Annotated in this window: 12 protein-coding genes; 10 read left to right on the forward strand and 2 right to left on the reverse strand. The window is 64.7% G+C overall.

Translation table 11 applies throughout. The annotated features are described in order from the left end of the window. Positions 1-17 precede the first annotated feature (17 nt). The 7 genes from argB (at position 18) to AC50X5_RS16735 (ending at position 7,341) form a co-directional block, all read left to right on the forward strand. A complete protein-coding gene (gene argB / locus AC50X5_RS16705; RefSeq protein ID WP_494977195.1) occupies positions 18-971 on the forward strand; it encodes an acetylglutamate kinase in 954 nt (317 codons plus the stop codon). Next, on the forward strand, positions 968-2,272 hold the full coding sequence (locus AC50X5_RS16710) for an acetylornithine transaminase (protein ID WP_494977196.1): 1,305 nt from the start codon (positions 968-970) through the stop codon (positions 2,270-2,272). Before argB ends, AC50X5_RS16710 begins: the two co-directional genes overlap by 4 nt. Beyond that, a complete protein-coding gene (gene argF, locus AC50X5_RS16715) occupies positions 2,269-3,273 on the forward strand; it encodes an ornithine carbamoyltransferase (protein ID WP_494977197.1) in 1,005 nt (334 codons plus the stop codon). Before AC50X5_RS16710 ends, argF begins: the two co-directional genes overlap by 4 nt. Further along, positions 3,273-3,806 (forward strand): arginine repressor, encoded by a 534-nt coding sequence (locus AC50X5_RS16720; RefSeq protein ID WP_493986273.1) that lies wholly within the window; start codon positions 3,273-3,275, stop codon positions 3,804-3,806. The genes argF and AC50X5_RS16720 overlap by 1 nt, the downstream gene beginning before the upstream one ends. 75 nt (positions 3,807-3,881) lie before the next feature. Then, the gene (locus tag AC50X5_RS16725; RefSeq protein WP_494977198.1) at positions 3,882-5,087 is read left to right on the forward strand and encodes an argininosuccinate synthase; all 1,206 of its coding nucleotides are present in this window, start codon (positions 3,882-3,884) and stop codon (positions 5,085-5,087) included. After that, entirely contained in the window at positions 5,084-6,499 is a 1,416-nt protein-coding gene (gene argH, locus AC50X5_RS16730) for an argininosuccinate lyase (RefSeq protein ID WP_494977199.1), read from the forward strand. The genes AC50X5_RS16725 and argH overlap by 4 nt, the downstream gene beginning before the upstream one ends. Before the next feature lie 80 nt (positions 6,500-6,579). Further along, entirely contained in the window at positions 6,580-7,341 is a 762-nt protein-coding gene (locus tag AC50X5_RS16735) for a maleylpyruvate isomerase family mycothiol-dependent enzyme (protein ID WP_494977200.1), read from the forward strand. 57 nt (positions 7,342-7,398) lie between these two features. On the opposite strand, the gene AC50X5_RS16740 is transcribed toward AC50X5_RS16735, so the two are convergent. After that, a complete protein-coding gene (locus AC50X5_RS16740; protein ID WP_494977201.1) occupies positions 7,399-7,893 on the reverse strand; it encodes a methylated-DNA--[protein]-cysteine S-methyltransferase in 495 nt (164 codons plus the stop codon). Beyond that, positions 7,890-9,383, reverse strand: coding sequence for an AlkA N-terminal domain-containing protein (locus AC50X5_RS16745; protein WP_494977202.1), 1,494 nt, complete (start codon positions 9,381-9,383; stop codon positions 7,890-7,892). The genes AC50X5_RS16740 and AC50X5_RS16745 overlap by 4 nt, the downstream gene beginning before the upstream one ends. Before the next feature lie 89 nt (positions 9,384-9,472). Between AC50X5_RS16745 and AC50X5_RS16750 the strand changes: the two genes are divergently transcribed. The 3 genes from AC50X5_RS16750 (at position 9,473) to tyrS (ending at position 13,829) form a co-directional block, all read left to right on the forward strand. Then, positions 9,473-10,129 carry a DNA-3-methyladenine glycosylase gene (locus tag AC50X5_RS16750; protein WP_494977203.1) on the forward strand — a complete coding sequence of 219 codons (657 nt, stop codon included), beginning with the start codon at positions 9,473-9,475 and terminating at the stop codon, positions 10,127-10,129. 128 nt (positions 10,130-10,257) lie between these two features. Then, a complete protein-coding gene (locus AC50X5_RS16755) occupies positions 10,258-12,486 on the forward strand; it encodes a HelD family protein (protein WP_494977204.1) in 2,229 nt (742 codons plus the stop codon). Positions 12,487-12,521: 35 nt separating this feature from the next. Then, positions 12,522-13,829, forward strand: coding sequence for a tyrosine--tRNA ligase (gene tyrS, locus AC50X5_RS16760; protein ID WP_494977205.1), 1,308 nt, complete (start codon positions 12,522-12,524; stop codon positions 13,827-13,829). Positions 13,830-14,264: the final 435 nt, after the last annotated feature.

The raw sequence follows: 14,264 nt of genomic DNA on the forward strand, positions 1-14,264 counted from the left end.
GACCGGAAGAGACACCCATGAATGCCCAAACCCGTGCCAACACGTCCATGCGCGATGCCCAGGACAAGGCGGCAACACTGATCGAGGCGCTGCCCTGGATCCGGCGTTTTGCCGGCACCACCATGGTGATCAAGTATGGCGGCAACGCCATGGTCAATGATGAGCTGCGCCGTGCCTTCGCCGAGGACATCGTCTTCCTGCACCACGTAGGGATCCATCCTGTGGTAGTCCACGGAGGCGGGCCGCAGATCAACGCCATGCTCAGCCGGCTGGATATTGAATCCGAATTCAAGGGTGGCCTCCGCGTCACAACTCCGGAAGCCATGGACGTTGTCCGGATGGTCTTGACCGGCCAGGTGGGCCGCGAACTGGTCGGCCTGATCAATTCGCACGGCCCGTACGCCGTGGGGATGTCCGGTGAGGACGGCGGGCTGCTCCGCGCCGTCCGCACCGGCACCGTCATCGACGGCGAAGAAGTGGACCTGGGCCTGGTAGGTGAGGTGGTGGGCGTCAACCCGGACGGCATCGTGGACCTCCTCGCCGCGGGCCGGATTCCGGTGATCTCCACCGTTGCACCGGAGATCGAGGGCGGTATGGACAACCCAACCGGCAACCACCAGACCACCGGCCAGGTGCTTAACGTCAATGCCGATACCGCAGCGGCCGCCCTGGCCGAAGCACTGGGCGCCTCCAAACTGGTGATCCTGACCGATGTTGAAGGTTTGTTCGCGAACTGGCCTGATCGGAGCTCGCTGATTTCGTCCATCGCGGCGTCGGACCTCAAGGAACTGCTGCCGTCCCTGGAGTCAGGCATGATCCCCAAGATGGAGGCCTGCCTGAAGGCCGTCCAGGGTGGTGTGGAGCGGGCGCACATCGTTGACGGCAGGTTGGCGCACTCGATGCTCCTGGAAACTTTTACATCGGCGGGGATTGGCACTCAGGTCATCCCGGACGAGGACGTGGTGGCATGAACATCAGCAGCAACGACCCGGTGGTTGAGCTTGTCGAAACCCAGGGATCTCGACAGGCTCGATCACCAGAGGAAGCCCAAGGCCACACCAGTGGAGCCGAATGGCTCGGCCGTTACTCGTCGTCGCTGATGGGCGTTTTTGGTACCCCGCAGCGGGTCCTGGTCCGCGGCGCCGGCTGCCTCGTTTGGGACGCCGACGGCCGGGAGTACCTGGACCTGTTGGGCGGCATCGCCGTTAACGCCCTGGGTCACGCCCACCCCTTTGTGACCTCGGTGATTTCCAGCCAGCTGGCCACCCTTGGCCACGTCTCCAACTTCTTCACCAGCCCCACCCAGGTGGCTTTGGCCGAGAAGCTCCTGGAGGTGACCGGGGCGCCTGCCGGTTCCAAAGTCTTTTTCACCAACTCCGGGACCGAGGCCAACGAAGCGGCGTTCAAGCTGGCCCGCCGCAACAACGGCGCTGCTGACGGGAGCGCTCATGGTCCTCGCACCCGGATCATCGCCCTTGAGGGTGCCTTCCACGGGCGGACCATGGGAGCCCTTGCGCTGACCGCGAAGGAAGCCTACCGGACGCCGTTCGCGCCGTTGCCCGGCGGGGTTACGCACGTTCCGTTCGGCGACGTCGAGGCACTGCGTGCCGCCGTCGACAGTTCCGTTGCTGCCGTTTTCCTGGAACCCATCCAGGGCGAAGCGGGTGTCCGCCCACTGCCGCCCGGATACCTGCAGGCCGCCCGTCAGATCACATCCGACGCCGGCGCCCTCCTCATCCTGGATGAGGTCCAGACCGGGATGGGCCGGACGGGCAACTGGCTGGCCAGTGGCACCGCCGGAATTGTTCCTGATGCAATCACGCTGGCCAAGGGACTCGGCGGCGGCTTCCCGATCGGCGCCATGATCACCTTCGGCGAGTCCACCTCGACGCTGCTGTCCGCCGGCCAGCACGGCACCACCTTCGGCGGCAATCCGGTGGCCACCGCGGCGGCGCTGGCAACCCTGCACGTGCTGGAAACCCAGCAGATGCTGCAGAATGCGGTCAAGGTGGGCGAGCACCTCCGCTCAGGGCTGGCCGCTCTCGACGGCGTCACCGAAGTCCGGGGTGAGGGCCTGCTGATTGGCTTCGATCTGGATGCCGACGTCGCCCCCGCCGCTGTGGCTGCCGGCCTCGCGGCCGGCTTTATCTTCAACGCGCCCGGGCCACACACGGTGCGGCTGGCACCCCCACTGATTCTTTCTGTCGACCAAGCCGATACCTTCCTTGCCGCCTTCCCGGCAATCCTCCAAAACGCAAAGGATGCCCAATGAGCACAAAAGTCAGGCACTTCCTCAAGGACACCGACCTCAGCCCAGGGGAACAGGCGGAAGTCCTCGACCTGGCAGCCCGCATGAAGGCTGCCCCGTACAGCGTGCAGCCGTACGCTGCGGATGGCAGCGGCCGGAAGACCGTGGCCGTCATCTTCGACAAGACCTCCACCCGAACCCGCGTTTCCTTCGCTACAGGTGTGGCGGACATGGGCGGCAGCGTACTGATTATCAATCCCGGCGAAGCCCAGATTGGCCACAAGGAGTCCGTGGAGGACACGGCCAAGGTGCTGGAACGCATGGTTTCCACGATCGTGTGGCGGACCGGGCCGCATGCAGGACTGGTGGCCATGGCGGAGAACTCCAGCGTTCCCGTGATCAACGCCTTGTGCGATGAGTACCACCCCTGCCAGCTTCTTGCCGATCTCCTGGCGGTCAAGGAACACAAGGGTTCCCTGCAGGGGCTCACCATGAGCTATCTGGGCGATGCCGCCAACAACATGGCCAACTCCTACCTGCTGGCCGGCGTCACAGCCGGAATGCATGTCCGCATCGCCGGCCCGGAGGGTTACCAGCCGGAGGCCGGGATTGTTGCCGCAGCGCAGGAACGTGCGGCCCTGACCGGCGGCTCCGTGCTGATCACCACCGACGCCGCCGAGGCGCTCAAGGGTGCCGACGTCGTTGCCACAGACACGTGGGTCTCCATGGGGCAGGAAGCGGAGAAGGAAGCCCGTCTGGAGCTTTTCCGGAAGTACTCCGTCGATGAGAAGGCCATGGCACTCGCGGCGGATGACGCCGTCGTGCTTCACTGCCTGCCTGCCTACCGGGGGTACGAGATTTCGGCGGGTGTGATTGACGGGCCTCAGTCGATCGTTTGGGACGAGGCGGAAAACCGTCTGCATGCCCAGAAGGCGCTGATGGCGTGGCTGATGCACCAGTCCGGCCTTGCCGTGGTTGAGGGACTGGCACCCGTCCCTGCGGCAGCGGGCGAGGCAGACAACTAGTGTCCGCCCAGCCGGCGTCCCCGGGCGCCAGCCCCGCCACCAAAACCGCGCGCCAGGCCCGGATCACGGCCATCCTCACCGGTGAATCGGTGCGGTCACAGGCGGAGCTCGCGGCCCTGTTGGCTGACGACGGCGTCCAGGTCACCCAGGCCACCCTGTCGCGGGACCTGGTGGAACTGGGGGCAGTGCGAGTACGCGGCAAGGAAGGCGTCCTGGTGTACGCGGTTCCCGGTGAAGGCGGTGAAAGGGCGGCCAAAAGCGGTGTCAGCCAGGAGATCCTGGACGCCAGGCTGGCCCGGCTGTGCGGGGAACTGCTGGTCACCGCCGAGGCTTCCGCCAACATCGCCGTGCTCCGCACCCCGCCTGGAGCTGCCAACTTCCTGGCCCTGGCGATCGACCATTCGGTGATGCCGTCCATCCTTGGCACCATCGCCGGGGACGACACCGTGCTGCTGGTCTCCCGGGATCCGCAGGGCGGCGCCGAGCTTGCTGCGAGGTTCCTGCAGCTGGCAGAGGAAGCCGGCACGGGCTAAACGCCTGCCGGTGTGACAGGCTTTTCCTAAGACTTTCAGACGAGTACTGCATCAACAACATAAGGAGAACTTGACGTGACTGAACGTATTGTTCTGGCCTACTCCGGTGGCCTGGATACTTCCGTAGCAATTGGCTGGATCGGTGAAGCCACCGGTGCCGAGGTCATCGCCGTGGCGGTAGACGTCGGGCAGGGCGGCGAATCCCTGGAGACCATCCGCCAGCGTGCCCTCGGCTGCGGCGCTGTCGAAGCATACGTGGCTGACGCATCCGATGAGTTCGCCAACGAGTACTGCGTCCCGACGCTGAAGGCCAACGGCCTCTACCAGGGCCACTACCCCCTGGTGTCTGCCATTTCCCGTCCCGTGATCGTCAAGCACCTGGTCAAGGCAGCCCGCGAATTCGGCGCCACCACCGTGGCCCACGGCTGCACCGGCAAGGGCAACGACCAGGTCCGGTTCGAAGTCGGCATCCAGTCCCTGGGACCTGACCTGAAGTGCATCGCCCCGGTCCGCGACCTCGCCCTCACCCGCGACAAGGCTATCGCCTTCGCCGAGGAAAAGGGACTGCCGATCGAGACCACCAAGAAGAATCCGTACTCGATCGACCAGAACGTCTGGGGACGCGCCGTCGAAACCGGCTACCTCGAAGACATCTGGAACGCGCCCACCAAGGACATCTACGACTACACCGCCACGCCGGAATTTCCGCCGGCCCCCGATGAGGTCACCATCTCCTTCGAAGCCGGCGTGCCCGTAGCGATCGACGGCATCCGGGTCACCCCGTTGCAGGCCATCAAGGAACTGAACCGACGGGCCGGCGCCCAGGGGGTGGGCCGTATCGACGTCGTCGAAGACCGGCTGGTGGGCATCAAGTCCCGCGAGATCTATGAAGCCCCAGGGGCCATGGCCCTGATTACCGCCCACAAGCACCTCGAGGACATCACCATCGAGCGCGAGCAGGCCCGGTTTAAGGCAACTGTCGGGCAGCGCTGGGCCGAGTTGGTGTATGACGGCCAGTGGTTCTCCCCGCTGAAGCGTTCGCTGGATGCTTTTATCGAGGACACCCAGAAGTACGTCTCCGGCGATATCCGAATGGTGCTCCACGGCGGCCAGGCGATCGTCAACGGCCGCCGCTCCGAGACCTCGCTGTACGACTTCTCCCTGGCCACCTACGACACCGGGGACACCTTCGATCAGTCCCAGGCCAAGGGCTTCATCGAGCTGTTCGGCATGTCCTCCAAGGTAGCTGCAGGGCGCGACATCCGGGTTGCAGGCCAGTGACCAGTGCTACAAATGAAGGCGCACTGTGGGGCGGCCGGTTTGCCGGCGGCCCCGCGGATGCCTTGGCTGCGCTCAGCAAGTCCACGCACTTCGACTGGCGCCTGGCCCGTTACGACATCGCCGGTTCCAAGGCGCACGCCCGCGTTCTGCATAAGGCCGGCCTTCTGGATGACGCCGAACTTGAGGGAATGCTGGCGGCGCTGACGCAGCTGGACGAGGATGTAGCCTCCGGCGCATACCTGCCGGCCGAGTCCGACGAGGACGTGCACGGTTCCCTGGAACGAGGGTTGATCGAACGGGCGGGCACCCAATTAGGGGGCAAGCTCCGCGCCGGCCGGTCCCGCAACGATCAGGTGGCCACGCTGGGCAGGATGTTCCTGCGGGACCACGCCCGGATCATTGCCGGCGGCCTCTTGGCCACGGTTGACGCGCTGGTTGACCAGGCGAAGGCCCACCACGGCATTGCAATGCCAGGGCGCACGCACCTGCAACACGCCCAGCCGGTCCTGCTCAGCCACCACCTCCTGGCTCACGCCTGGGCTTTGCTGCGCGATGTGCAGCGGCTCCAGGACTGGGACAAGCGGGCAGGGGTGTCACCTTATGGTTCCGGCGCCCTGGCGGGTTCCTCACTCGGCCTGGACCCCGAGGCTGTCGCCGCAGACCTTGGCTTCTTTTCCGCTTCGCACAACTCAATCGACGGCACCGCTTCCCGCGACGTCTTCGCCGAGTTCGCCTGGGTGTGCGCCATGATCGGCGTGGACCTGTCCCGGATCTCCGAGGAGGTCATTCTCTGGGCCACCAAGGAGTTCTCCTTCGTCACCTTGCATGATTCGTATTCCACAGGATCTTCGATCATGCCGCAGAAAAAGAACCCGGATGTTGCCGAGTTGGCCCGGGGCAAGGCCGGACGGCTCATCGGCAACCTGACGGGCCTGTTGGCCACGCTCAAGGGGTTGCCGCTCGCGTACAACCGCGATCTGCAAGAGGACAAGGAGCCTGTGTTCGACGCCGCCGACACCCTGGAGCTGCTGCTTCCCGCTGTGTCCGGCATGATTGCCACCCTGACGTTCAACACCGAACGCATGGAGTCCCTGGCTCCTCAGGGTTTCGCGCTGGCAACGGACATCGCCGAATGGCTTGTCCGCCAGGGCGTGCCGTTCCGGGAAGCCCACGAGCTCTCCGGCGCGGCCGTGAAGCAGGCCGAAGGCCGCGGAGTGGAACTATGGGACCTGACGGACGATGAATACGCGGCCATCTCCGAGCATCTGACTCCAGAGGTCCGTACGGTCTTGTCCACCGAGGGATCGCTCAACAGCCGCAACTCCCAGGGCGGCACGGCGCCGGCCGCCGTCGAGCGTCAACTGGCGTTCCTCGAAGCCGAGCTGGCGGAAGTCCGCAGCTACGCCGGCTAACTCTGTCGTTCCGGCAGGCTCGACCACCTGTGGTCGAGCCTGCCAGGATCCGGTACTGGGATCCGGTTAGGATGAGCGCCATGACTTCCCCTGCGCCCGACGCACTGCTCGCCGAACTCCACCAGGCCGCCGACGTCGCTGTCAGCACGGCCGCCAAGCTTACGGATGGGGACGTGGCAGCCCCGTCAGCCCTGCCGGACTGGACCCGCGGCCATGTTCTTGCCCATCTCACCGGCATCTGCAATGCCATGGCCAGGCAGCTCGAGTACGCCGCGAGAGGCGAAAAGATCGAGCTGTACGATGGCGGCTATGAAGGCCGCACCGAAGCCATTGAGACGTCTGCCGGCCATCGTGCGGCCCAGCATGTTGCAGATCTACAGGATGCCCTGCGCCGGGTCTTGAAGGATTTTGATTCGCTTCCCGATGTCAAGGACTCTGCGGCTCATCGCATCGGCTGGTGGGCCCCCATCGCCTACCGCAGCGGAGTGGTTCTGGACGGCGGCCTGGCACTGTGGCGTGAACTGGTGATCCACACCTCGGACCTGGGCACCGGAAGCGGCCCGGAAACCTGGAGCCGGCCGTTCTGCGAGCATCTGTTTGAGTTCCTGGCTGCCCGGATCCAGCCTGAGGTAAAGGTGGTGCTACAGCCCCTTGGCCTGCCACCGGTAAGTATTGGCAGCGGAAGCCGCACCACCGTCGTCAGCGGCATGATCACGGATATCGCGGCGTGGCTAGCAGGACGGGAACCGAGCCTTGGCAGCCTGAGGGCACAGGCTGCAGCAGACGGCGTCGAACTTCCGGGACTGCTGCCGTGGCCGGCCGGGACTCCGGCAGCTCAATAGCAGGAAGCAGCAGCAGGCAACGAACAGGCCGGTTGTCGAGCTTGTTCAGGCCCGCCCCTAGGCCGCCTCGCGTGCCAGCAGGCTTTCCTTCACGGCGAGGCCCCAGCGGAAGCCACCCAGTGACCCGTCGGTGCGGATCACCCTGTGGCAGGGGACGAACAGCGCCGCAGCGTTGAAGGCACAGGCGCTGGCGGCTGCCCGGACCGCCTTGGCGTTACCGGCAAGGGCAGCATATTCGGTGTATGTCACCGGCTTTCCAGGGCGGACGGTCCGCAGGATGTTCCACGCATTGCTGCGGAACGGGCCGGATTTCTGCAGTACGGGCACCCCCATGGCCGGGACGGGATCGCCGGCGTAAAAGGCCTCGACGGCCTCCGAGATACTGCCCAGTGAGCCCACGGCCCGCAATTCCGCAGGCAGCAGGTTCGGGTGGATCTGGCCCGTCAGTTGTGCGGGATCGGCCGTCCAGCCCGAGGACAGCACTATGCCGTCACGGGCGATGATCGTGAATGGTCCGTCCGCGGTGTTCATGGTCAGGAGCTGTGCGGTCATGGTTTTACTTTCATGGTGGGGGAAGTCTTCAGCGCCGCACGCCACAAGTGCATTGTTGCGTAGGAGCGCCAGGGGCTGACTTCCAGGAAATCGGGGGAGAGGCCAGTGCTTCCTGCAGTTCCTGCCAGCCGCCGCACGCCGTTCCGGACGGCGGCATCGTTGGCCAGAAAGATGTCAGGGGAACCGAGGATCCGCATAGCGGCATAGCCAACTGTCCAGGGCCCGACGCCGGGAAGCGGCAGGAGCTTTGCCTGGAGCCCTGGAAGATCATCGCCGTAGCCGAAGTCCAGTTCGCCGGACGCCATCCGTTCGGCGGCGGTAATGAGGGAATCGATCCGTCGTTGCGGGCCCCGCAGGGCGCCGCGTCCGTTCGCGGCGATTTCCGCCGCTGTGGGGAACAACCGGTCCAGTCCTTCGGACGGCGCCCGGCTGGCACTGCCAACGGCCGAGAGTTCCGTGAGTGCCGTCCTTGCTGCTGCAACCGTAATCTGCTGACCGATCATGGCCCGGACTAACAATTCCTGCGGGTCCACGGCACCGGGCATCCGCATCCCGGGAAAGGCCGCTACGGACGCTGCCAGGCGGTGGTCTGTGGCCAGTACGGCATCCACTGCCTGCGGATCAGCGTCCAGGTCGAACAACCTACGGACGCGGCTGAGCAGTGCTGCCAGGTCCCGGAGGTCTACGGCGTCCACCGTCAGCGTGAGTTGGCCGTCGGCACCTGGGCGCGTGCCGCCGTCGTACTCCACGTGGAAGGCGGCGTCACCGTGCGGGAGGCGTAGGTTCCTCGCGTAGCCCGTTTCGCTTCCCGACTCGATTCGCGCAATGGCGCGGACCGCAAGGAAGCTGAAGATCCCGGGGTCGAACGGTTTCCGGACGGGCAGGTTGAGGGTCAGGGCTGTGGTGGTGGCAATCTCCGCAGCGGCGCGGGGGTGGCGTGCGGTTGCCCGTAACGCCGTGGGCGTCATGGCAAACACCTCGCCGATGGTCTCGTTGAACTGCCGGACGCTGGTGAATCCCGCCGCGAAGGCGACGTCCACGATCTTCATCGGTGTCGACACCAGCAGTGTGCGTGCCGTCTGCGCCCGGCTGGCGCGCGCCAGCGAGAGGGGTCCCGCGCCCAGTTCCTGGCTTAGAATGCGGTTCAGCTGACGGGCGGAATAGCCAAGCCGGGCCGCGAGGCCTTCCACGCCGTCGCGGTTGATGACGCCGTCATTGATCAGGCGCATGGCCCGGCCGGCAATATCCTGCCGGACGTTCCAGGCCGGAGTTCCCGGGACGGCCTCGGGGAGGCACCGCTTGCAGGCGCGGTAGCCGGCCTCGTGGGCGGCCGCCGAGGTCTCGTAGAACGTGACGTTTGCGGCTTTCGGCGTCCTGGCGGGGCAGGAGGGACGGCAATAGATACCGGTACTCCGCACTGCGGTGAAGAACTGGCCATCAAAACGGGTATCGCGGGTATCGATAGCCCGGTAGCGCTGCCAGAAGTCCATAGGTCCATCCTGCCAGCCGTCCAGCACCCGGGCTAGCGGAAATCGGACACGGCTGTAACGGTGACCGCGGTGCCGGTTAGAGTCGGAGGATGAGTGAAACGCAAGGCAAGGGCCGCACACCTGAGGCGCTGAGGACTGTGTTGTCCGGAGACGCCCGGGAGGTGGCTGCCCGGCTGTTGGGTGCTGTCCTGACCCATCATGGCCGTGCAGGAACTGTGTCAGTCCGTTTGTCCGAGGTGGAGGCTTACCTTGGCCCGCACGATTCGGAGTTTCCCGATCCGGGCTCCCATACCTACCGGGGCCAAACGCCGCGCAATGCGCCCATGTTCGGCCCTCCCGGCCACCTGTACGTCTACTTCACGTACGGGATGCATCACTGTGCGAACCTCGTTTGCGGGCCTGAAGGCGCCGCATCGGGAGTTCTTCTGCGCGCCGGGACCGTGGTGGAGGGTCTGGAGCTGGCGCGCGCCCGCCGCCCTGCGTCAAAGCGTGATGCGGACCTCGCCAGCGGGCCCGCGCGGCTGGCCACTGTTCTGGGAGTAACGACGGCGGACAGCGGCCGGGATGCGCTGGCGTACCCCTTCGAACTGGTACTTCCCTCGCAACCGGCACCGGAGGTGGAAACCGGACCGCGGGTGGGAGTTTCCGGCCATGGCGGAACCGACAGTTATCCATGGCGGTACTGGTTGCCGGGCGATCCCTCAGTCTCCAGGTACAAGGCTGCCCGGCCGCGCTCAGTGCAGTAGCTCGAGCCGGTAGCGCCTGATGCTGAACGCCTTTCGGGGCGCCGAGGAAAATCTGTGCTGTTTCCGCCGCGTTAATCAAAATGGCTGTAGAATGGACGGTCCGTATTTTGCGATAGGGGAACGCCTCGATGCTCGACGCTGATTTGGTCCACGAACGGACCTACGTTGCCGGTTTGTATGCCCGGCTTGATGAATTGCGCGCGGAAAAACGCGACCAGCTGGCCAAGGTGCGCCGCGCCGGCGGGGTGGGCACCATGCAGAACGTTTCGGAACGTGACGCCTTCGCAGCACTGTACGAGGACCGCCTCGCCCAGCTCGACGCCGTCGACGACCGCCTTGTTTTCGGACGCCTTGACCTTGATTCCGGTGAGGCCCAGTACATCGGCAGGATCGGCTTGACCACCGAAGACCTGCAACGGCTGATGGTGGACTGGCGTGCACCTGAAGCCGGCCATTTCTATCAGGCCACGGCCTTCGACCGGCAGGGCGTCCGCCGCCGGCGCCACCTGATTCTCCAAGGCCGTGAAGTCAAAGCCATTGAGGACGACGTCCTGGATCCGGACATGCTCTCCGATGCCGATTCCCTGCAGGGCGAGGGAGCCCTGCTTGCGGCCCTGAATTCCAAGCGCACCGGACGCATGTCGGACATTGTGGGCACCATCCAGTCCGAACAGGACCGCATTATCCGCTCGTCCATCTCGGGTGCCCTGGTGGTCCAGGGTGGGCCCGGAACGGGCAAGACCGCCGTTGCGCTGCACCGTGCCGCCTACCTGTTGTATACCCACCGGGAACGCCTGAAGACCGCCGGCGTGTTGCTGGTGGGCCCATCGTCGTCGTTCATGAAGTACATCGAGAGGGTCCTGCCGTCCCTCGGCGAGACCGGCGTGGTCATGGCCAGCCTTGGCCGCCTGATGCCCGGCATTCAGGCGGAAGCTGAACCGGAAGGATCAGTTGCTGCGCTCAAGGGCCGGCTGGACATGGCCGATGTCGTGGCCAATGCGGTGGCCAACCGGCAGCGCATTCCTGCTGAGAACCGGATCCTCGAAGTTGACGGCCGGCGCCTGGTCCTCACTCCGCGCCAGGTCCGCCGCGCCCGGGACCGTGCCCGTTCCACCGGGAAGCCGCACAACGAGGCCAGGCTCACCTTCGTGAAGATCCTGCTTCGCGAGCTGACCGAACAGCTCACGGAGCTCGTCGAGGCCGGCAGCCTGGGCAACAACGCCGACCGTTCCTACCTGGCCGAGGACGTCCGCAGCGCCAGGGATGTCAGGATTGCCCTGAACCTGTGCTGGATGCCGATGACGCCCACCAAGCTCATCTCCGAACTGTTCAGCAAGCCGGCCATCCTCGAGGCCTGCACGCCGCATCTCACCGATGCAGAACGGGCCCTGCTCGCCCGTCCCGCAGATGCGCCGTGGACCGAATCGGACGTGCCGTTGCTGGATGAAGCCGCGGAATTGCTGGGCGAGCTCGATCCTGCGGCCGGCCGCGGCCTGGCGCAGCAGGAAAGCGACCGCGCCCGCGACCTCGCCAACGCCAAGCAGACCCTGGTCAACATGGAAACTGCCGGCTACAACGTGATGATGTCCGCCGAAGAGCTCATGGAGCAGAACCAGGAACGTGAGACCCGCCAGACGGCGGCCGAACGCGCCACGAGCGACAGGACCTGGGCGTTCGGTCACATCGTGGTCGACGAGGCGCAGGAACTTTCGCCCATGCAGTGGCGGCTCCTGGTGCGGCGCTGCCCGCTGAAGTCCTTCACCATCGTCGGAGACATCGCACAGACCAGCTCGGTGGCGGGCGCCAACTCCTGGCAGTCGGCTCTTGGTCCGCTGTTTGGTGACCGCTGGCAGATGGAGGAATTGACGGTTAACTACCGGACGCCGTCGCAGATCGCCGAAGCCGCAGTGCGCATGGCCAATGCCGCCGGTCTGGTGGTGTCCGCTCCCAAAGCGGTCCGCGAGGGTAAATGGTCCCCGATCATCGACCACGTTGAGTCGGAGGCCATGATGGACCGGCTGTTGGAAGTCCTGCCGGAGGAACTTGACGTTCTCGACGGCGGCCTCCTCGCGGTTATCGCGGAGGGGGAACTGCTGCAGCAGGCGGCTTCCGCACTCCGGGGTGCCTATGGCAACAGGGTCGGCACGGGTGCCGGAAGCTACGCCCAGGACATCGTGGTGATCAGTCCCAGGGAAGCAAAGGGGCTGGAGTTCGACGGCGTCATCATTCTGGAGCCGTCCGCGCTGCTGAACCAGGAACACGGACGGGTGGGCGACCTTTACGTTGCCATGACCCGCCCCACGCAGCGGCTGCGGCTGATCGCGGCCGGAGAGGTGCCGGCAGGCATCGAGCGCTGAGCCCTGGCGGCACGATTCCTGCTAACTTAGGAATCGTGCCGCAACTCAACAACCTTCAATCCCAGCAGAACGACGCCTCCTTCGCCAACGTCTGGCAGGAACTCAAATGGCGCGGTTTGATCCACGTATCCACCGACGAAGCCGAGTTGGAAAAACTGCTCTCCGGTGACCCCATTACGTATTACTGTGGATTCGACCCCACGGCACCGAGCCTGCACCTGGGCAACCTTGTCCAGCTGCTGGTGCTTCGCCGCCTGCAGCTGGCGGGCCATCGCCCCCTGGGCCTGGTGGGCGGATCCACCGGCCTCATCGGGGATCCGCGTCCGACGGCGGAACGCACCTTGAACACCAAGGACACCGTCACCGAGTGGGTCGGCTACCTCCAGAGCCAAGTGAGCCGCTTCCTCAGCTTCGAGGGGGATAACGCAGCGCGCATCGTGAACAATCTCGATTGGACCGCTCCGCTGTCCGCTATCGATTTTCTTCGCGAGATCGGCAAGCACTTCCGCGTGGGAACCATGCTCCGCAAGGACGCGGTGGCGTCGCGCCTGAACTCCGATGAAGGCATCAGCTACACGGAATTCAGCTACCAGATCCTGCAGGGTATGGACTACCTGCAGCTGTACCGTGATTACGGCTGTGTCCTGCAGACCGGTGGATCGGATCAGTGGGGCAACCTCACCAGCGGAACGGAGCTCATCCGCAAGGTTGAGGGAAAGAGTGTCCACGCCCTGGGCACGCCGCTGATCACCAACGCGGATGGAACCAAGTTCGGTAAGAGCGAAGGCAACGCCATCTGGCTGGATTCGGCCATGTGCAGCCCGTACGCCTTCTACCAGTTCTGGGTGAACACTGCTGACGCCGACGTCGTTGACCGCCTCAAGATCTTTACCTTCCTTTCCCGGGCGGAAATCGAAGCGTTGGCACAGCAGGTCGCAGACAAGCCGTTTGCACGTGATGGCCAGCGCCGCCTTGCGTACGAGGTGACATCGCTGGTGCACGGAGTGGACGCCACTGAAAAAGTCATCGCTGCTTCCGCTGCGGTGTTCGGCAACGGCGACCTCTCTGTGCTGGACGAGGACACCCTGGCAGCAGCGACGTCCGAGCTTCCTTCCGTCGCCGTTGACCGGGCCGGCTTGGGGATCATCGACCTGCTCGTGGCAACCGGTCTTTCGGAAAGCAAGTCTGCAGCCCGCCGGACCGTAGGGGAGGGCGGCGCCTACGTGAACAACGCCAAAATCTCGGATCCGGATGCCGTTGTTGACCCGGCCCAGCTCCTGCATGGGAAGTACCTGCTGCTGCGGAAGGGCAAGAAGAACCTTGCTACTGTTCGGGTCGCCTGATCCCGGCCCTTCCGGCCACTGAACCGCCCCTTTACACGCTCCCCCCGGTCGATTTGCACGGCCGCGGGGGAGCGTGTAATGTTTTCTGAGTTGCCGCCGTTGAGCGGTGACCACCCCCAACAACTACGAAGCAATTCGACTCACGCAAAGCGTGGGAATGAAGAATTGCTTCGAATCTTGGTGGGGAAATTCTTTTCGGAGAGTGAATATCGGGTAAATATCCCGGATTTGCAAAGTGAAGAATTATGAAATAAGATTGAAACATCGCAGCGAAGAAATACGGAAAAGAAATTCAGCAATGAATTGGTTCCGGGAATATTCGAATGTGTCTGTTGTTTGAGAACTCAATAGTGTGCCAAGTTTATTGATACCGATTTATTTATATGAATTGGTTGTTTTTGACTGGATCTGTGCCGCCCCTGTGGTGCGGGTCTG

The organism is Pseudarthrobacter sp. MDT1-40-2 (assembly GCF_059383595.1).